General features: G+C 64.2%; 17 protein-coding genes. 3 read left to right on the forward strand and 14 right to left on the reverse strand.

The annotated features are described in order from the left end of the window. Positions 1 to 32 precede the first annotated feature (32 nt). From AB4074_RS17760 to AB4074_RS17800, 9 genes are all read right to left on the reverse strand, one after another. Entirely contained in the window at positions 33 to 1010 is a 978-nt protein-coding gene (locus AB4074_RS17760; protein ID WP_441414582.1) for a carbohydrate ABC transporter permease, read from the reverse strand. Further along, positions 1003 to 1953 (reverse strand): carbohydrate ABC transporter permease, encoded by a 951-nt coding sequence (locus AB4074_RS17765; RefSeq protein ID WP_441414583.1) that lies wholly within the window; start codon positions 1951 to 1953, stop codon positions 1003 to 1005. The genes AB4074_RS17760 and AB4074_RS17765 overlap by 8 nt, the downstream gene beginning before the upstream one ends. Further along, on the reverse strand, positions 1950 to 3272 hold the full coding sequence (locus tag AB4074_RS17770; RefSeq protein ID WP_441414584.1) for an extracellular solute-binding protein: 1323 nt from the start codon (positions 3270 to 3272) through the stop codon (positions 1950 to 1952). Before AB4074_RS17770 ends, AB4074_RS17765 begins: the two co-directional genes overlap by 4 nt. A gap of 281 nt (positions 3273 to 3553) precedes the next feature. Continuing rightward, positions 3554 to 4558: a LacI family DNA-binding transcriptional regulator gene (locus tag AB4074_RS17775; RefSeq protein ID WP_441414585.1), complete on the reverse strand. Its 1005-nt coding sequence runs from the start codon at positions 4556 to 4558 to the stop codon at positions 3554 to 3556. Positions 4559 to 4640: 82 nt separating this feature from the next. Then, positions 4641 to 5258: a DUF5666 domain-containing protein gene (locus AB4074_RS17780; protein ID WP_441414586.1), complete on the reverse strand. Its 618-nt coding sequence runs from the start codon at positions 5256 to 5258 to the stop codon at positions 4641 to 4643. A gap of 198 nt (positions 5259 to 5456) precedes the next feature. Continuing rightward, entirely contained in the window at positions 5457 to 6965 is a 1509-nt protein-coding gene (gene gatB / locus AB4074_RS17785; protein ID WP_234750787.1) for an Asp-tRNA(Asn)/Glu-tRNA(Gln) amidotransferase subunit GatB, read from the reverse strand. Beyond that, the gene (gatA, locus tag AB4074_RS17790) at positions 6965 to 8575 is read right to left on the reverse strand and encodes an Asp-tRNA(Asn)/Glu-tRNA(Gln) amidotransferase subunit GatA (RefSeq protein WP_441414587.1); all 1611 of its coding nucleotides are present in this window, start codon (positions 8573 to 8575) and stop codon (positions 6965 to 6967) included. Before gatA ends, gatB begins: the two co-directional genes overlap by 1 nt. 4 nt (positions 8576 to 8579) lie before the next feature. Beyond that, positions 8580 to 8876 (reverse strand): Asp-tRNA(Asn)/Glu-tRNA(Gln) amidotransferase subunit GatC, encoded by a 297-nt coding sequence (gatC, locus tag AB4074_RS17795; protein ID WP_078105822.1) that lies wholly within the window; start codon positions 8874 to 8876, stop codon positions 8580 to 8582. 137 nt (positions 8877 to 9013) lie between these two features. Beyond that, a complete protein-coding gene (locus AB4074_RS17800) occupies positions 9014 to 10432 on the reverse strand; it encodes a CitMHS family transporter (RefSeq protein WP_441414588.1) in 1419 nt (472 codons plus the stop codon). Between the two features lie 226 nt (positions 10433 to 10658). Between AB4074_RS17800 and AB4074_RS17805 the strand changes: the two genes are divergently transcribed. Together AB4074_RS17805 and AB4074_RS17810 are read left to right on the forward strand one after the other, a co-directional pair. Further along, positions 10659 to 12461 (forward strand): ATP-binding protein, encoded by a 1803-nt coding sequence (locus AB4074_RS17805; protein WP_441414589.1) that lies wholly within the window; start codon positions 10659 to 10661, stop codon positions 12459 to 12461. Continuing rightward, entirely contained in the window at positions 12458 to 13132 is a 675-nt protein-coding gene (locus AB4074_RS17810; protein ID WP_284751375.1) for a response regulator, read from the forward strand. Before AB4074_RS17805 ends, AB4074_RS17810 begins: the two co-directional genes overlap by 4 nt. Before the next feature lie 58 nt (positions 13133 to 13190). Here AB4074_RS17810 and AB4074_RS17815 read toward each other — a convergent pair whose 3' ends face one another. Both AB4074_RS17815 and AB4074_RS17820 read right to left on the reverse strand, forming a co-directional pair. Then, entirely contained in the window at positions 13191 to 13571 is a 381-nt protein-coding gene (locus AB4074_RS17815) for a RidA family protein (protein ID WP_078105825.1), read from the reverse strand. Between the two features lie 57 nt (positions 13572 to 13628). Then, complete coding sequence (locus AB4074_RS17820) at positions 13629 to 14141, reverse strand: GNAT family N-acetyltransferase (protein ID WP_437772991.1); 513 nt, start codon at positions 14139 to 14141, stop codon at positions 13629 to 13631. A 395-nt stretch (positions 14142 to 14536) separates the two neighbouring features. Between AB4074_RS17820 and AB4074_RS17825 the strand changes: the two genes are divergently transcribed. Then, a complete protein-coding gene (locus tag AB4074_RS17825) occupies positions 14537 to 15886 on the forward strand; it encodes an LLM class flavin-dependent oxidoreductase (RefSeq protein ID WP_441414590.1) in 1350 nt (449 codons plus the stop codon). 95 nt (positions 15887 to 15981) lie between these two features. On the opposite strand, the gene AB4074_RS17830 is transcribed toward AB4074_RS17825, so the two are convergent. The 3 genes from AB4074_RS17830 to AB4074_RS17840 form a co-directional block, all read right to left on the reverse strand. Continuing rightward, complete coding sequence (locus tag AB4074_RS17830; RefSeq protein WP_441414591.1) at positions 15982 to 16809, reverse strand: inositol monophosphatase family protein; 828 nt, start codon at positions 16807 to 16809, stop codon at positions 15982 to 15984. Continuing rightward, positions 16806 to 19064 (reverse strand): NAD-dependent DNA ligase LigA, encoded by a 2259-nt coding sequence (gene ligA, locus AB4074_RS17835; RefSeq protein ID WP_441414592.1) that lies wholly within the window; start codon positions 19062 to 19064, stop codon positions 16806 to 16808. Before ligA ends, AB4074_RS17830 begins: the two co-directional genes overlap by 4 nt. Before the next feature lie 70 nt (positions 19065 to 19134). Continuing rightward, positions 19135 to 19740, reverse strand: coding sequence for a hypothetical protein (locus AB4074_RS17840; RefSeq protein ID WP_441414593.1), 606 nt, complete (start codon positions 19738 to 19740; stop codon positions 19135 to 19137). Positions 19741 to 19863 lie beyond the last annotated feature (123 nt).

Consider the following 19863-nt stretch of genomic DNA (forward strand, 5'->3'; position numbering starts at 1 on the left):
GGGGGTTTCTGCCTGAGTCTCTACGTGGGTCTTTACTTGAGTCCGGAGCGGCCGATGCCTGCCATCACACGCTTCTGCATGAGCAGGAACATGATCAGGATTGGCGCCATGGCCATGAGCGATGCCGCCATGAGGATCGGGTAATTGTTGGCGTGCTCACCTTGGAGGTTCGAAAGCCCGACGCTCAACGGTGCGGCGTTCGCCGTCGACGTCACCACCAAAGGCCACAAGAGGTCATTCCAGGACCACAGCACGGTAATGATGACCAGGGCCCACAAGCCGTTTGCCGCGAGGGGCAGCATGACCCGGAAGAAGATCTGGAACGGATTGGCACCGTCGAGCCGTGCTGCGTCTTCGAGTTCGTCCGGGAGCCCCATGAAGAACTGGCGCATCAGGAACAGGCCGAAGGCGCTGAAGATGCCCGGAGCCACGATACCGGCGATGCTGTTCAGCCACCCCAGGTTCTGGATGATCTGGTACTGCGGGATCAGGAACAACTGCGACGGCACCATGATGATCGACAAGACTATGGCCAGGATGAGCCCCTTGAACCGGAACTGCATCCGAGCGAAGGCGTAACCCGCCAAAGAGCAGAGGAGCACCTGGCCGATCACCCTGATCACAGTGATTGCTACCGTCACCCAGAGCTGTGAACCGAAATTCATGGAGGTGAAGACGTCCGCGAAGTTATGCCATTGGACGACGCTGGGCCACAGGGTGGGTGGCGTGCTCTGGACTTCGGCGTTCGTCGAAAGCGACATGACGATCTGGTACAGGAGGGGCGAGATCATGGCCAACCCGCCAATGCTCAGTACACAATGTGCCAGGACGTTCGAGCCCTGCTTGCCGCCTTTGGTGCGGTGGCCTTTGGCGCCCTTGCCTTTGGCGCCCCGGCTCTTGCCGTCGCGGCCCGCGGGTCCCGAGGGTTTGCCTCCAGCGTGAGATGGCCTTGCTGAAGCGATCTGTTGCGATTCGACATCGCTTTTTGTGGAGAGCTTCGATTCAGACATAGTTGACCCACCTCTTCTGGATACGGAATTGGAAAGCGGTCAGAAGAGCGATGATGACCAGGATCAGGATGCCGATGGCTGCCGCATAGCCCTTGTCGTTCTGCAGGAAGGCCTGGTTGTAGAAGATGTACACGAGGCTTTGCGTCTGAGGCATGGCCAGGTTCGCTTTCCCCATCATCACGTACAGCAAATCGAACAGCTGGAAGCCGCTGATCACGGTGACGATCGTGACAAAGAAGATGCTGGGCGTCAGCAGCGGAACGGTAATGCTGAAGAATAGGCGGACCCGGCTGGCCCCGTCCATTTCCGCGGCTTCGAAGAGTTCCCGAGGGATCTCGCGCAGTCCCGCGCTGATGATGATGAGGTTGAATCCCAGCGACATCCAAAGCCCCACGGTAGCCACGGCAAGGAGTGCAAACCCCGGCGTCGATGTCCAGTAAGGCCCGTGGATCCCGAACAAGCCCAGGAACCAGTTGATGGGTCCGAAGTCACCGTTGTAGATCAACCTCCACACGATCCCGACGGCGGCCGGCATGGTGATGTAGGGAATGAAGTACAGCGTCCGGTACAGGGCCGCAAAGCGCAGGCCGGGACGCTCGATCAGCGACGCAAGGATGACCGCAATGGGAATCCCCAGCAGCACGACGACCGTATAGATCAGCGTATTGAGGATTGATTGCGGAATAGTGGAATCCGCGAACATCCGCACGTAATTGTCCAGGCCGATGAACTTGGTTCCGCCGAAGACACCCCACTTGGTGAAGCTGTAGTAGAACGTCTGGACGATCGGCCAAAGATAGAACACGCCGATGCCCGCAACAGTAGGCACCACGAACAACCATGGCCACCAGCCATCCGACTTCGATTTTCCTTTGCGGCGATCCCCGGCGGGTTGGACGGCCCGGCCGCTTTTGGGTGCCGGCGTCAGGGTCGGGGCTTTCATGATTCTTTGGCCAGCGCGGCATTCATCTGGCTGGCAAGGTCCTTGGCGACGTCCGCAACCGGCTTGGTCCCGGCGAACGCCTGCGGCAGCAGGGTGTTCTCGAGTTCGTTCCAGGCTGCCGTATTGGCCGACGCCGGGTAGGGCGAGGCATCTTTGGCCAGGTCAAGGAAGACGTTGAGGTCAACAGAGGGAACAGACTTGACCCAAGCATCCTGTGTGCCGTTGAAGGCCGGGATGACGGTTCCGGTTTCCGCCTGGATCCTGGCAGCATCCTGGGTTCCCAGGAAGGCCACGAACGCCTGGGCCGCGGCAGGGTTCTTCGCATTGGCGGGAATCACGTTGGCAAGTCCGTGGATCACGCTCTGGTTGGTCTTCGGCCCCTTCGGGAGGCTGACAATGCCCAGATCGTCACCGAGGGCCTTTTGGGCCGGCCCGACGGTCCAGGAGCCGTCCATGGTCATAGCCAATTTCCTGGACGTGAACATGTCGCTCGAAGAGGTGTCCGTCAATTGCTGCATCGAGGGAGATACGCCGGATTCGATCAGGTCGCGCCAGAATTGAAGGCCGGCGATTGAGCCGGCAGAGTCGTATCCGGACTTCTTGCCGTCAGTCGAGATGACGGTCCCGCCCGCTTCGATCATCGTGTTGTAGTAGCTGGTCTGGCCGCCCGTGAGGTCGCCGGCATACCCGTAGATACCCTTGCCCTGGTAGAACTTGGAGAGCTTGGCGCCGGCGGATTTCACGTCGTCCCAGGTCCAGTTGGACGTCGGCTCCGGCACCCCGGCTTCCTTGAAGAGGGCCTTGTTGTAGAAGAGCGCGCTGGTATCGAAGTCCTTGGGGACCCCGTAGAACGCCCCGTTGACGGTGTACAGATCCACCAGCGCCTTGGGGTAATTGGCCGTATCCACCGCCTTGCCGGACACCAGGCCGTCCAGGGGCATGAGCTGGTTGTTTTGCGCGTAAAGCTTGACGTGCGGGCCGTTCATCCAGAAGACGTCAGGCAGGGTGTTGCTGCTTGCCTGGGTCTGGATCTTCGTCCAGTAGGCCGAACCCTTCGACGGCGTGACGTCGATGGTGACCCTGATGTTCGGGTATTGCTTGTTGAATTCGGTCACGATCTTCTGCATCGCGGGCTTTTGCGCCGCGTCCCAGATGGCGTAGCTGAGCTCGGCGTTCAGGTCCTTTGCGGGAACAGCGTAGGCGGCCTTGGCTGCGCTACCCCCAGCGGCACTGTTCCCGCCGCAGGCGGCGAGCGAAACGACGGCGGCACCGGCAGCCGCAAAGGAAAGGAATGACCTGCGGGTCACGTTGTGGTTCATATGAATTCTCCGATGTCTTGGTCAGAAGACCGACGGTCCTTCGGGGGCGGGCCCGCATTCGGCGAACAGCCAACCCAACTGGTGTTGTGCAGTTGATCACATCATGTTAATCGTTTAAAGGCAAGATCTCGGATGATCTTTCCTTAACTTTTACGAGCAGAAAACGTCACCAAAGTGCATGAAGGGCGGGTTGTGCGATCATCGGGCACGTGCCTCGACACGCTGCGTGGATAGTCCGGGCTTAGCCCGAGGGCCCCGGTTCACACCGGAGGCCCTGGCTTTCACACCGAGGGCGCTGAGTCCCTCACGATGAGCTTCCAGGGAAATTCCAGAATGCCGGCAGGCCCATCGGGATTCTCTGCCCGGTCGAGCAGGAATGCGGCCAAGCCATCGAAAAAGCCCTCGGGACCAACGGTGGTCAACGACGGCGTCATGCGCTCGCCTTCAGTGGTGTTGCCGATACCGAGCACTTCAACGTCTCCGGGAATGCGAAGTTGCAGCCGCTGGGCCGCATGGATGGCGGCTATCGCCGCGAAGTCCGTGGTCGCATAGATCGCGGTCGGACGATCCGCCCGCTGCAGTAGCCGCAACGCTGCGTCGAACGCGCTGAGCCCGTCGCGGTCATACGTCTCGACGTAGTCGTCCCGGTAGTCCAAACCAGCCCTGGCCAGGCCGCGGGTGTAGGCGCCAAAGCGGATGTCGAGGGTGCTTGTCGAATGTGTCGAGGAGATCAGGCAACCCACCCGGTGGTGCCGCCCCGTGAGGTGATCCACCGCCTGGTCGCAAGACGAACCGGCCACGGGCCGTACGACGTCGAACCCTTCAGGTTCCATGGTGTCGCTGAAGACCACCAAGCGCTGCAATCTCGCCGCCTGCGCCAGCAGTTCGGCATCTCCGGGCTCTTCGGCGCCGTCGATGAATGTCACGTCCGCGTTTTGGCGTTTGAGTGCCACCCGCCAGTCGGTGTCGGCCAGGATCATAGGCGTAATGCCCCGTTGGGAGGCGGCCGTACCAACCGCACGGCTGACATCCAGTGCCCACGGATCCGAGATCATGGTCAACGACAACATGAGCAGGTTCGTTCGGCCAGTGCGGATAGCCCTTGCCGATTGGTTGGGGCGGTATCCGAGAGCCAGGGCAGCCTCTTGAACCCGCAGCACGGTAGCGGGCGCCACCCCGGACCCGCTCCTGCTGCCGTCTTTGCCGCTCCTGCCTGAAAGCACGTAGGAAACAGTCGCCGTCGAAACCCCGGCTGCCGCCGCCACGGACTTGATCGTGGGGCGCATTCGTCTCCTTTTGGGCTAAGACACCGACCCTTGGGCGCGGTTCGGCGGTAGTAGCATCATAGCCAGACGAGCGGGCGCAGGGTCAGGAAGAGACGCTCCCGTAGCCAAGCCGTCGTCCGCCATCATTGGGCGCAGCAGGCAAGGTGCCCCCGATAATGCGTGTGGCAGTGACCGTGCTGCCGCTCTTCGTACCGGAGACTGCGACGGTGTCCCCCGCCTTCAGGTCGGTGGCCTTGATGGTTTGAAGCGATGGACGGCGGCCTTGCGTGCCTGTTCCGGCAGCAGGGAACCTGACGATGGTGGTAGACGATGTGATCGCGTAGCTCTGCGTGAAGCCGTCGTCGCTCTTCACGGAAATGCTCGAATCGCTGACGGACTGCACGGTGCCACGCTGAGTCACCAGGGTCGTGTAGCTGCCGTCGTTGTTCTTGACCGTGAACTCACCGTGGATCCCCGGGCCTGCGAAGCCGCGTGGAAGCACCGGGAACGGCCGGGCCTTGCCGGGCGACGGGGTGGCGGGCGAAGTAGCCCCGGGCGACGGGGAGGCAGGCGATGCCGTGCTCGTCGGCGTCGCGCTCACTACGTAGGCGGGGATGATCTGGCCGGCAGCCCAGACTGCGGCCACACCACCGCCGGTCAACACGACGGCGATACCGCCCGCGATGAGGGCCTTGCGAAGCCCCGGAGTCATGGTGGACATGGCCGAATCCTTTCTCCGCTCCTCCCCGGGCCGGTAAGGGGCGGGCAGCAAAGAACTGATGACTCCATAATGACCCTTGAAGCTGTGTGACGGCTGTGGATCCAGACACAACCAGGTCGCAGTTGTTGTCGTTTTGACGGCTCATAACGACGTTAACTGCGACCTAGTTGGGTGAGGCGCGGGTGAGGCGCGTGGGGATCAGCCTTCGACGCCGAGCCTCTCCAGGATCAGCTCCTTGACGCGGCCGGCGTCGGCCTGTCCGCGGGTGGCCTTCATGACTCCGCCGACGATCGCACCGATGGCCTGAAGCTTGCCGCTGCGGATCTTCTCCGCGACGTCGGGCTGGGCCGCCAGTGCGGCGTCGATCGCTTCCAGCAGGGGGCCGTCGTCGGACACGACGGCGAGGCCGCGCTTCTCGACGATCTCAGCCGGGGTGCCCTCGCCGGCGAGGACGCCGTCGAGCACCTGGGAAGCCATCTTGTTGTTGATCTTGCCGCCCTCGACGAGCTTGTTGAGCTCCACGATGGTTTCCGGCGTGACACCGAGTTCGGAAGGATCGACGTCGGCCGTCTTGGCGCGTCCGACGATCTCGCCCATCCACCACTTGCGGGCCACGGAGGCGCTGGCACCGGCGGCGATGGTTTCCTCGATGGAGTCCATGACGCCGGCGTTCACGACGTCGCGGAACTCGAGGTCCGAATAGCCCCAGTCGGCCTGGAGCCGCTTGCGGCGGGCCGCGGGCGGCTCGGGCAGCGTGGCGCGCAGCTCTTCGACCCATTCGCGCGACGCGAGGACCGGAACGAGGTCCGGCTCCGGGAAGTAGCGGTAGTCGTCGGCGTCGGACTTTGCGCGGCCCGACGTCGTCGTGCGCGTGTCTTCGTGCCAGTGACGCGTTTCCTGGATGACCGGCTCACCGGAGTCCAAAACGGCGGCGTGCCGCTGGATTTCGTAACGGACGGCGTGCTCGACGGCGCGCAGCGAGTTCACGTTCTTTGTCTCGGAACGGATGCCGAAGCGTTCGCGGCCGTGCGGGCGCAGCGAGACGTTTGCATCGCAACGGACGTTGCCGCGTTCCATCTTGGCGTCGGAAACGCCGAGGTTCTTGACGATTTCGCGCACCGCGGCAACGTAGGCCTTGGCGAGCTCGGGTGCCCGGCTGCCTGCGCCCTCGATCGGCTTGGTGACGATTTCCACGAGCGGAACACCGGAACGGTTGTAGTCCACCAGCGAGTAGTCGGCGCCCTGGATACGTCCCGTGGCGCCACCCATGTGGGTGAGCTTTCCGGCGTCCTCTTCCATATGTGCGCGCTCGATCTCGACGCGGAATACCGTGCCGTCCGAGAGTTCGATGTCCAGGTAGCCGTCGTACGCGATGGGCTCGTCGTACTGGGACGTCTGGAAGTTCTTCGGGGTGTCCGGGTAGAAGTAGTTCTTCCGGGCGAAGCGGCAGTACTCGGCGATCTTGCAGTTCAGGGCAAGGCCGATCTTGATGGAGGACTCCACCGCCGTCTTGTTCACCACGGGCAGGACGCCGGGCATGCCAAGGTCCACCTCGTTGACGTTGGTGTTCGGCTCGTCGCCGAAGACGTTCGGGGCGGAGGAGAACATCTTGGTCTTGGTGTTTAGCTCCACGTGGACCTCGAAGCCAAGGACGGGATCGTACTTCTCCATGGCCTCTTCGAAGCTGAGGATGGCGTCGGTAGACATCAGTTGGAACCTCCGGCGGTGGTGGAGCTGGAATCGAGAACGGGGGCCCGCAGTACAGGGGCCTTCAGTACAGGCGCCTTCAGTACAGGGGCACGGTCCAGCAAGGGGCCGCCCCACTTCTCTTCGAGCAAGGATTCAAGGACAGCACCCACGCGGTACAGGCGGGCGTCCTCGCGGGCAGGCGCCAGCAGCTGGATGCCTACGGGCAGGCCGTCTTCGTCGGCCAGGCCGCCAGGCAGGGACAAGCCGGGGATACCGGCCATGTTCGCCGGGATCGTGGCGACGTCGTTGAGGTACATGGCCAGCGGATCGTCCAGCTTCTCCCCCAGCTTGAAGGCTGTAGTGGGAGCCGTCGGCGAAATCAGGACGTCGGCCTGCGCGAACGCGGCCTCGAAGTCACGCTGGATGAGCGTGCGGACCTTCTGCGCCGAGCCGTAGTACGCGTCGTAGTAGCCGGCGCTCAGGGCGTAGGTGCCCAGGATGATGCGGCGTTTGACCTCATCGCCGAAACCGGCGGCTCGGGTAGCTGCCATGACGCGTTCGATCGTCATGGGGCCTTCCTCGGGCAGGACACGCATGCCGTAGCGCACGCCGTCGAACTTGGCCAGGTTGCTGGAAACCTCGGACGGCATGATCAGGTAGTAGGCGCCCAGCGCGTACTTGAAGTTGGGGCAGGAAACCTCGACGATTTCCGCGCCGGCCTCCTTGAGCAGCTCAAGGGACTCGTTGAAACGGTTCTCGACGCCGGCCTGGTAGCCCTCGCCGTGGAGTTCCTTGATGATGCCGATCTTCATGCCCGTGACGTTTCCCGTCTTGGCAGCGGCAACGAGCGTGTCGAAGGGGTCTGTCAGCGAGGTGGAGTCGAAGGGGTCGTGGCCGCCGATAACTTCCTGCAGCAAGGCCGAGTCCAGCACGGTCCGCGAAACCGGGCCGATCTGGTCCAGCGAAGATGCCATGGCAATGGCGCCATAGCGCGATACTGCACCGTAGGTGGGCTTCATGCCGACCGTGCCGGTGACGGCGCCGGGCTGGCGGATGGATCCGCCGGTGTCCGTGCCGAGGGCCAGCGGAGCTTCGAAAGCTGCGACGGCGGCCGCGGAGCCACCGCCCGAGCCGCCGGGAATGCGGTCCAGGTCCCACGGGTTGCGGGTGGGGCCGTAAGCCGAGTGTTCCGTGGAAGACCCCATGGCGAATTCGTCCAGGTTGGTCTTGCCAAGGATGGGCATCTTCGCTGCGCGCAGCTTCTTGATGACGGTGGCATCATAGGGGCTGTGCCAGCCCTCGAGGATCTTTGAACCGGCCGTGGTGGGCTGGCCAATGGTGACGATGAGGTCCTTGACGGCGATGGGTACGCCTGCAAGTTCGTGCAGCGCTTCAGCTTCAGGACCGCCGGCGGCGCGGATCGCGTCCACTTCGGCGGCGACGGCGAGCGCCTCTTCAGTGTTGACGTGCAGGAACGCATGGATACCATCAGCTCCGCCGTCTACAAGTGCGATGCGGTCCAGGTACGCCTGGGTGACCTCGACGGACGTGATCTCACGCGCGGCCAGCTTGGCGGCCAGTTGTGCCGCGGACAGGCGGATGAGTTCGGAGTTGTTCAATTCAGTCATTCGCTTAGTCCTCATCCAGGATTGCCGGAACCTTGAAGCGGCCCTCGAAGGAATCCGGAGCCCCGGACAACGCCTGCTCGGCCGTGAAGGTGTGGCCCACGACGTCCTCACGGAACACGTTGCTCAACGGAATCGGGTGGGACGTGGCCGGGACATCGTCCCCGGCGGCTTCGCTGACGGACTTCACCGAATCCACGATGACGGCAAGCTCGCCAGCCATCCTGTCCAGCTCTTCGGCACTCATTTCAATGTGAGCCAGACGCGCAAGATGCGCGACGTCGTCACGGTTGATCGCAGCCATGGATCTCCCCTGCAAAGTTCAAATGGTTTTCCGGACTAGTCTACGTGGGTTGGACGACGAACAACGCGGGGTCACTTACGGCCCATCCGGAGGTCCCGAATGGGCCGTAAGTGACCCCGCGTTGCTTTGTTGGTTTCTTACCCGATGCCGATGGCTCCCGTCAGCATGCCGACAGCGAGCATGACGACGGAGATGACCGCCGTGCGCCAGAGGACCTTTTTATGGTGGTCTCCCAGTTCAACCTTCGCCAGGGACACCAGCAGCAGGATCGCGGGGACCAAGGGGCTCTGGAGGTGGAAGGGCTGGCCGGTAATGGAGGCGCGCGCCATTTCCGCGCCGCTGATGCCGTAGTGCGCGGCGGTTTCGCTCAGGACCGGCAGGACGCCGAAGTAGAAGGCGTCGTTGCTCATGAAGAACGTCATCGGGATGCTGAGCAGGCCAGTGATGACGGCCATGAACGGACCCATCTCGGCGGGGATGATGTGGACCAGCCACGCCGACATTTCCTTGACCATGCCGGTGCCGTTGAGGACACCCGTCAGGACAGCCGCCGCCATGACCATGCTGACCACGGCCACGATGGACGGTGCGTGGGCCACAAGCTGCGCGCCCTGTTCCTTGACCTTGGGGAAGTTCACCAGCAGCGCGATGGCGGAACCCACCATGAAGACGTAGGGCAGCGGCACAAGGTTGGCCACGAGCATGACCATGACAGCGACCGTCAGTCCGAGGTTGAACCAGAAGAGCTTCGGGCGCAGGGTCTTGCGGTTGGGATCGAGAGCGGTGTCGGTCAAGCCGGTGTCGGCGAGGTCAACAAGGGTTTCAGTGCGTTCCAGGACCACGACGCCGGAGCCTCCGCCAGTGCCAGTACCACCGCGGTGCGTGCCGCCGTCGAACATGTCACCAGCGTCGGCGACGTCGCCCCAGATCTCGGGAGCCGTGGCGCGGAGGCGGTTGCGTTCCTGCAGGCCCAAGAGCCAGGAGAACACGAAGACGACGACGAGGCCTGCGATGAGGGCGGGAACCATCGGGACAAACACGTCGTTGACATCGATCTTGAGGGCGGTGGCGGCGCGGGCCGTGGGGCCACCCCACGGCAGGATGTTCATGGTGCCGTTGGCCAGGCCGGCCACGCAGGTCAGGACCACAGGGCTCATCTTCAAACGCAGGTACACGGGCAGCATCGCTGCGGTGGTGAGGATGAAGGTGGTGGAGCCGTCGCCGTCAAGCGATACCGCGGCAGCGAGGATGGCGGTGCCCAGGACCACTTTGGCGGGGTCGTTGCCCAGTTTGCGGAGGATGAACTTCACCAGCGGGTCGAACAGGCCGACGTCGATCATGAGTCCGAAATACACGATCGCAAACATCAGGAGGGCGGCCGTGGACGTCATGGACTTCATCGAGTCCATCACCATGCTTCCGATGCCAAGACCGGCACCGGCAAACAGGCCGAAGATGGTGGGAACGATGATCAGCGCCAGAACGGGCGTCAACTTCTTTGTCATGATCAGGACCATGAACACCGCAATCATTGCGAATCCAAGCAATACCAGCACAGCCGGCTCCTTACTACAGTGAACGGCATCACGTCGATGTGATGCGCGATACAGAACGTATAGTGGCGACGCTCACGGCAAGGCCTTTGTGGGATTTGATGGACATACTGCTGATTGAGAGCATTTTGCTCATTGTGCTCAATGCTTCAATGGAGAGGTAGACGTAGAAATACAGCGCCGCTGCTGCCCCGCTCCAGCCGGCCAATCCCCGCCGGAAGGAGGCAGCATGCCCAGGCTTGCCCTGCGGTTCTCGACGCAGACCCTGCTCCTGCAACTCGGAGTCGTCCTCTTAGTCGTGCTACTTAGTGGCACCGTGCATGCGTGGCTCGTCTATGGGCGGATCGGCACGGAGGCGGAGAATCAGGCGCTGACTTTGGCACGCACCGTGGCCTCGGACCCCGTGCTCCGCTCCCAGGTCGAAGCCATCAGCATAGAGCCCGGAACCCCACCCGCCACCGTTCTCGCGGCCGGACCCATCCAAGCTGCTGCCGAGGCTGCCAGGAGCCGCACCGGTGCTTTGTTCGTGGTGGTCACGGACGAGACCGGCCTGCGGCTGGCCCACCCGGAGCGGGTCCGTCTCGGCGAACGGGTCAGCACGGACCCCTCGGATGCCCTCTCCGGGAAGGAAGTCACCACTCGGAACACCGGAACGTTGGGACCATCGGCGGGCGCTAAGGTCCCGGTCTTCGCTCCAGGTTCCGCGGCGACGGTGGTGGGCGAAGTCAGCGTCGGCTACTCCATGGAGTCTCTCGGCCAAAGCCTTGCCGAGGACATCTTCCCGATTGCCCTGACTGCTGCGGGCTCCCTGGTGGCCGGCGTCCTCGCGTCGTTCCTCCTCCGTCGTCGTTTGCAGCGACTGACCCTTGGCCTCGAACCCGAAGAGATCAGCACCCTGGTGCATGACCAGGTGGCCGTGCTTCAGGGCGTGGACGACGGCGTGATCGGCATTTCCGCCGATGGCCGCATCACCGTCTTCAATGCCGCGGCGAGGCGGCTGCTCGGCATGCCGGAAGCGTCGGGAACCCCTGGCTCCCCCGCCGCGGCCGGCCCGGCCCGGTCCGGCACCGACCTGGCGGGCACCGACTGGGAAAGGGCCGCCGTCCCGGCGCAGCTCAAGGCCCTCACTCAACCCTCTGCGCACGACGCCGAGGCAGTGGAAATCGTGGCGGGCGGCCGGGTCTTGGTTGCCAACGCCCGCAAGGCGCTGCACCGCAAAGAGGATCTCGGCTGGGTGGTCATGCTCAGGGACCGCACCGAGCTGCAGCAGCTGACGCGCCAGCTCGACGCCGTAGGCACCATGTCCGCCGCGCTACGGGCCCAGCGCCACGAATTCGCGAACCAGCTCCATACGATCGCCGGTTTCATGAGCATCGGCCAACACGGCCAGGCCAAGGACTACCTCGCCAGGATCTCCGCCACAGGCCCCCTGAAGTTTCCTGTCCAGCAAGCGGAGCTCCTCCAGGATCCGTATTTGCAGGCGTTCGTCGGCGCGAAGAGCGTGGAAGCGCACGAGCGAGGGGTGGCGTTGCGGATCGGCCCCGAGACCTTGGTGCGGGAGCACGTCACCGAGCCGCAGGACGTCACCACGGTGCTCGGCAACCTTATCGACAATGCCGTCAACGCCGCCGTCGCCGGCTCTTCGACCCAACGCTGGGTGGAGCTTGAGCTGCTCGACGAAGCAGGGCCCGACGGCGGCACGCTGCACATCGTCGCCGCGGACTCCGGCGACGGCCTCGGCGGTGTCGAGCCCGAAAGGGTTTTCGTGGAAGGGTTCACGACGGCGGAGCCCGCCGAGGGCGGTATCGACAGGGCCGGCGGGCAGGGACTCGGCCTCGCGCTGGTCCGGCAACTCGCCCGCCGTCGCGGTGGCGATGTGCGCGTCCTGGACCCGGGTTCGACAGGTGGCCCTGGCGCCGTCTTTATGGCCACGATGCCGGGCGTGACGGGTACGCCGGACGATGCCGCACTGGCAGAACCCTTCTCACAAGCCGAACCACCCGCAGCTGACCGCAACGAAGGACACCAGTGAGCGAAGACTTCAGGGTGTTGATCGTGGATGACGATTTCCACGTCGCCAAGCTCCATGCCGCCTACGTGGACTCCGTGGCCGGTTTCCTGGCCCTGGCGCCAGTGGGATCCACGGCGCAGGCGCTGCAGTCCGTGCATAGCCTTCGGCCGGACCTTGTGTTGCTGGACGTTTATCTGCCGGACGGTTCGGGCCTGGATCTGCTGGGGCAACTCGATGTGGATGCCATGATGCTGACGGCAGCTTCCGACGCCGTGTCCATCAGGACCGCCCTGCGCCGCGGGGCCTTGGCGTATCTCCTGAAACCGTTCACCGCTGAATCGCTGTCGCAGCAACTGCGCTCCTATGCCAGATACCGGCGGATCCTCGGCCGCCAACATGCCGTGGACCAGGACACGATCGAACGGGCCAAGCGGGCGCTCGTGGCCGGTGACGTGGCGCCGTCGGGAAAGCCTCGTTCGGCGACCGAAGCGTCCGTGCTGGAATCCTTGGCACCGGGAGAACAATACTCGGCCACGGAAGTGGCCGAACGGGTGGGCGTCTCGCGCGCCACGGCGCAACGGTACCTGTCCTCGCTGGCAGATGATGGCGCCGTCGAGATCCAGCTGCGTTACGGCAGCACCGGCCGCCCCGAACACCGCTATGGTGTCCCCGCGCGAACTGGCAGCAAATGACCCTTCCCGCCGTTTTTGAGGGCATCTACTGCCAGCTCGCGCCAACCCTTGATCGTTCTTAGGCGCTCTTCTGGGCTACCAGTTCGATTTCGACCAGCATTTCCGGGTCGAGGAACGGCAGGACGTGGACCAGGGAAAGGGTGGGACGGATCTCGCCGAAGACTTCGCCGTGCGCGCGGCCGGCGTCTTCCCACTTGCTGATGTCGGTCAGGTAGAGCTTGGACTGCACGACGTCCTCGTAGTCGAACCCGGCGTCGGCCAGGACGGCACCCAGCTTTTCGAGGATGTATTTGGTCTGCGAGTAGAAGTCGTCGCCGACGATGCCATCAGGCCCGGACGCCGCCGTGGCCGAAATGAAGAGTGTGTTGTCCACCTGGACCGCACGGGAGTATCCAAGGGTCTGTTCCCAGACCGAGCCCGTGCCGAATGTCTTGCGCATGCCGCGCCTTTCTCAGTTTCCGCACCCGGCCCGATGACCGGGGTTTACGAGGAAACTTTATGGCTGGCGGACATCCTGCCGGTAAACGAACAGTTTTATGTCGGTCCCAGGTACGAACCAATCACGCTCCGGCTCGCGCTCGAATCCGGTCTTGGCGTAGAGGGCATTCGCGCTTTCCCACGTGGCGCCTGTCGTGAGGGAAACGGCGTTGATGCCATCCATAGAGCGGGCTTGGTCGACTACTGCCTGGACGAGGGCGCGTCCCGCGCCCGAGCGCTGAACCTCCGGATCAACCACCAAGGTGCGCATTTCGAGTTCGTCAGGAAGGCCAATGTCCGAAAAGTCGCCGCCGGCCCTGGCCGACGTGACGGAGCCGATAACCTGGCCATCGCGCTCGGCGACGAAAACGTCGGCATACCGGGCGCGGCCGGCCACATCGCGCAGCTTCTCCAAGTACGGGTGATCCGGGCTGCCGTAGTAGCCAGCGGTCACGTAAGACGCCATCGTGACTCGGGCTACGGCGTCGTAGTCTTCGGGCAGGGCGGGACGGACGGTAATCTGCGAATGCACTGATCCATGGTAGTCGGATCCGCAGGGGCGACCTGCCAAAGCGGCGTTTCCGTGACCGAACTATCACCCCGGACCAGACGCTCGCTCAGATACACACCCCAATCCCTGGACGCCCGCTCAGACATATGCCCCAATCCCTCGATGCTCGCTCAGCTATTTGCCCCAAGCCCTGGACGCTCGCTCAGACATAGGTGAGCGAGCGTCGGGGGAATATCCCCCATAGGTGAGCGAGCGTCGGGGACCGCTCAAACATTGCTTCCCATGGCGCCAAATTGAGTCCGGTTTCCGGCTGTGAAGCCCGGTTTCCTGCTGTTGCGGGAAGGTTTCGCGATGCTGGCGCGGACCGGGTGTCGCGTGGTTGATTGGCGGCCAGGACACAACGAAAGGAACCCCACATGAGTCCCCAGCAACGCACACTCCACCTCAACGCATTCCTCATGAGCACCGGACACCACGAGGCTTCGTGGCGGCTGCCGGAAAGCAACCCGCGCGCGAGCACCGACATCCGGCACTACCAAAACCTCGGACGGATTGCCGAGCGTGGCACGTTCGACTCAATCTTCTTCGCCGACTCCCCCGTGATCTTCGGCGACGTCGGACGCCGTCCCGCGGGCAAGCTCGAACCGACAGTGCTGCTCACCGCGATTGCGGCTGCCACCGAAAAGATCGGCCTCATCGCCACGGCGTCCACCACATACAACGATCCCTTCAACCTGGCCCGACGCTTCGCTTCGGTGGACTTCGTCAGTGGCGGAAGGGCCGGCTGGAACGTGGTGACCACAGCCGGGCCGGAGGCCGCCCGGAACTTCGGCATCGACGATCAGCCCGCCCATGCCACCCGCTATGAACGGGCAGCCGAGTTCCTGGAAGTGGCCGCGAAGCTCTGGGACAGCTGGGAGGACGACGCCGTGCTTGCGGACAAGGAAGGCGGCATCTGGGCAGACTCAGCCAAGGTCCGGCCCATCAACCACGTCGGCAAGCACTTCCGGGTCCGCGGACCGCTCAATGTGCCGCGCTCTCCCCAAGGCCATCCCCTGATCGTCCAGGCGGGCTCTTCCGAGAACGGCAAGGGCCTGGCCGCCAAGTACGCCGAGGCCGTGTTCACGGCCCAGCAAACCCTGGAAGTTGCCCAGGCGTTCTACGGAGACCTGAAGACTCGGGCAGTCGCGCTTGGCCGGGCGGCTGAGAGCATCAAGATCCTGCCGGGAATTGTCCCGGTGATCGGTTCCACGCAAGCCGAAGCGCTGCGCCTGGAACGTGAACTGGATGAGCTGATTCGCCCCGAATACGCGAGGGCCGAGCTAGCCAAGACGCTCCGCGTGAAGCCTGAAGACCTGCCCCTGGACCGGCAGCTTCCCGCGGATCTCCCGGACGAGGACTCGATAGAAGGAGCGAAGAGCCGCTATACCCTCATTGTGGAGCTGGCCCGCCGCGAGAAACTCACGGTGCGCCAGCTGATCGGCAGGCTGGGAGGCGGCCGTGGCCATCTGACCTTTGCTGGAACACCGGAGCAAGTGGCCGACGCGATCCAGCTGTGGTTCGAAAACGGCGCGGCCGACGGCTTCAACATCATGCCTGCCGTGTTGCCCTCAGGGCTTGAGACCTTTGTTGACCGGGTGGTGCCGGTGCTGCGCCAGCGGGGGCTGTTCCGCAGCGAATACACCGGCAATACCCTGCGGGAACACTACGGCTTGGAACGCCCCGCGAATCGCTACGCGGAAGTGGGGTCGCTCGCCGGAGCCTGACGGGGCTCGGACCTCCGAGCGTCGGCCAAAAAGCCAACATAAGCGAGCGGGCGTCGTCCAAAAAGCCAGCATAAGTGAGCGAGCGTCGCAGGATCCTAAAGCGGGAACTTGCCCGAGAGCTCAAGGGTTCCCGCGCAGGTCCACGCTTCCAAACGGTCCGCGTCAGTGGGGCCGCCGTCCAGCGGGCTGGTCAGCCGTGGGCGGCGGACCCAGCAGCCCGCTTCCTCGGCGATCAGGGCGCCCGCCGCGTAGTCGTGTTCGTTGAGCCCGCGCTCTCCGAAGGCGTCGTGGGTTCCATCGGCCACGAGGCAGAGGTCCAACGCGGCGGAGCCGAGCCGGCGGAGGTCGGCAAAGCCTTCCATGAGGTTCCCGAGCCCGGCGAACTGCTCGGCCCTCGTGGCGGGATCGTAGCTGAACCCGGAGGCCACAATCAGTCCCGTACGGTCCAGCAGCGGTCCACTCAACTGGGTGCGCTCCCCGTTTTCGTCAAGCCACGCTCCGTGGCCGCGTGCCGCCGAGTAGATGCGTCCAAGCGCCGGGGCGTTGACGACGCCGGCCAGCCAGACGCCGTCGGCATCAGCAACGGCCACGGACGTGGCGTAGTAGACGATATTCCGGATGAAGTTGGTGGTGCCGTCCAGCGGATCGATCGACCATCGGTAGCCACTGGGCTCCTCGGGCCGCGTGGTGCCGTGCTCTTCGCCCGTGATGGTGTCGTGCGGGCGGACCGCGGTAATTGCGCCCCGCACAGCGTTCTCCGCCGCGACGTCGAAGGCCGTCACCCAGTCGCCGGCGTCACCTTTGTTCACGACGCCGAGGTTCCCGGCCGAGTTGGGGCCCACAGGCCTGGCCGCGAGCACCTCCGCTCCTGCCGCGGCGGCCGCGTGGGCGACAGCGAGAAGCTCCAAGACATCGGCGGTCATTCGGCGGCGTCCGCTTCCGCCGCGGCAGCACCAGCCAGAGCAACGGCTGCGTCTTCATCATCCGGAGCCGTGCCGACGGCGGGTTCCAGGACGCCGTCGAGCAATGCCTTGAAGCCATCCTCGTCCAACACCCGGATGCCAAGCTGCTCTGCCTTGTCCAGCTTGGAGCCTGCGTTCTCCCCGGCCACGACGTAACTGGTGTTCTTGGAAACCGAGCCGGCTGCCTTGCCGCCCCTGATGATGATGGCTTCCTTGGCTTCGTCCCGGCTCAGCGTGGGGAGGGAGCCCGTCACCACGATGGTGAGGCCTTCCAGGTTCCGCTGGATGCCGGCGTCGCGTTCGTCAACCATGCGCACACCGGCAGCTGCCCAGCTATCAACGATTTCCTGGTGCCAGTCAACGGCAAACCATTCCTTGAGTGCCGCGGCAATGGTCGGTCCCACCCCGTCGACGTTGGCCAGTTCCTCCTCAGAGGCGGCCCGGATTGCTTCCATGCTGCCAAGAGCCGTGGCCAGGGCGCGGGACGCAGTGGGGCCGACGTGCCGGATGGACAGGGCAACCAGGACGCGCCAGAGGGGTTGCGTCTTGGCTTTCTCAAGTTCCTTGAACAGTTTGTCCGTGGTGGCTGTGGGTTTGGAGGGTGTCTTGGCGGTGGCCTTGGAATAGAAGTAGGGCACCAGTTCGAACGTTCCCGTGCCCACGCCTTTGGAGCGCTTCTCACGGTGGATGCGGACCTCGGCGAGATCCTCCGGGGTGAGGCTGAACAAGGCCGCCTCGCTGCGCAGGGGCGGAGTTTCCGGTTCCGCAGGCTGGGTGAGCGCGATGGCTGCTTCCCACCCCAGTGCCTCAATGTCGAAAGCGCCCCTGCTCGCCACGTGGAAGACACGCTCGCGTAGCTGGGACGGGCAGGACTTCGCGTTGGGGCAGCGGATATCGACGTCGCCTTCCTTCGCCGGAGCCAGGGGTGTGTGGCAGGACGGGCATTCCGTGGGCATCACGAACTCACGGACGGGAGGATCCTGCTGGTCTCGCAACGCCAATACCGGCCCGACGATCTCAGGAATGACGTCGCCGGCCTTCCGCAGAATCACGATGTCGCCGATCATGACGCCCTTGGCCTTGACCACGTCCTGGTTGTGCAGGGTGGCCATCTCCACGGTGGATCCGGCCACCTTGACCGGTTCCATCACCCCGTAGGGAGTGACGCGGCCGGTGCGGCCGACGTTGACCTGGATGTCCAGCAGCTTGGTGTGGACTTCCTCCGGCGGGTATTTGTAGGCAACGGCCCAGCGAGGCACCCGAGAGGTGTAGCCGAGCGCACGCTGCGTGGCGAAGTCGTCGATTTTGACCACGATGCCGTCGATCTCGTGCAGGAGGTCGTGCCGGTGTTCGCCGAAGTGTTTGATGAAGTCGAGGACCTCCTCGAAGGAGTCCAAGACCTTGAGGTAGGGGCTGACCGGCAGGCCCCACTCCTCTAGCAGCTTGTACGTTTCCGACTGGCTGGTGGCGTCAAGGCCTTCGCGGGCCCCGATGCCGTGGACGAACATCCGCAAGGGGCGTTTGGCGGTTTCCGCGGGGTCTTTCTGGCGCAGGGAACCGGCCGCGGCGTTGCGTGGATTGGCCAACGGCGCCTTGCCGGCTTCGATCAGCGCCTCGTTGAATTCGGCGAAAGCCTTGGACGGAATGAAGACTTCGCCCCGGATTTCCACCTCGGACGGAAATCCGCTGCCGCTGAGCTGGCGCGGGATCTCCTTGATGGTGAGCACGTTGTGGGTGATGTCCTCGCCCGTGGTGCCGTCTCCGCGCGTGGCGGCACGTACAAGCTTGCCGTCGCGGTAGAGCAGGTTCACTGCCAGGCCGTCGATTTTCAACTCCGTCAGCCACGCAATGCGGGTAGCCGCGGTGCCCAGCTTTTCGACCGAAGCCTCAGCCTTGCGGACCCAAGCTTCCAACTCGTCCAGCGAGAAGACATCCTCCAGGCTGTACATTCTCTGGAGGTGCTCGACGGCGGCGAAAGCGGCCGAAACCTCTCCGCCCACTTCCTGCGTGGGCGAATCGTTGGACACGAGCTCGGGATGCAAAGCCTCGAGCTCCTCAAGGCGGCGGTAGAGGGAGTCGAACTCGGCATCCGAAACGGTCGGCGCATCTTCCTGGTAGTACGCATAGCGGTACTTGCGGACGAGGTCTGCGAGGTTTTCGTACTCTTCCCGTACGGCTTCCGTTGGAACTGCGGTTTCGCTCTCTGCTGTGCTCACGTACCTATCTTGCCGCAAAGCAGCGACAAAATATGGCCCCCGGACGGGAAGCAGGGACCACAAGCAGGAATCAGTGCGAGAAGCGGTGACGGCTCCACAAAGCGAAGGCAATGCCGCCCGCCGCCACCAAAAGCACGCCGCCCATGATGGCGATCACGGCGAACATGTCAGAACCCGGCCCTTTTGTACCGCTCACCGCGGCAGCCTGGGTCGCCTTGAGGCCGTCTTGGATCGGGGTATTCCAATTGGACGACGCCGACGGCGAGGCGCTAGCCGACGGGGCAGCCGAGCTCGAGGCCACCGGAGCCTCCGACGGCGCCACGCTGGGTTCCGGTTCCAGGGTCACCTGTGTCATGGGGGCCGGTTCGGGCGCGGCGGGTGCCGGCACCACCGGGGCGGGTGCCGGGACCACCGGCGCGACGACGGGTGGCTTGGTGGGTGCGGGGTCCACGACCTTCGGCTGGGTTGGCGTGGGCTCGGTTGGTGCCGGGTCCGGGGCCGGGGCGGGCGAAACTTGTCCCTGGCCGGGAGGCCCGACGGTCTCGGCGTGGGCCGAAAGCAACGGGAAAGCGCACATCACCACAGCCATGGCAATGCCCGCGAGGGCAACGGAGAACGGGCGTCGCACGGCGGTACGGGTCGCGCCGCCAGGGCGCGCGGAGGAGCGTTGTGTCATCTTTACCTCTGCAGGACGGCACAGGCCGCCCGGAGTTGGGGTGGTATTGACCGGAATCTTCCTACAAAGTCCGGGCGTGTCGCAAATCCCGTCCCCCAAAAACGCCATCGGCAGGAGCCTGTG

Origin of the sequence: Arthrobacter sp. 2MCAF14 (assembly GCF_052115645.1) — a bacterium.
Classification (GTDB): Bacteria; Actinomycetota; Actinomycetes; order Actinomycetales; family Micrococcaceae; genus Arthrobacter.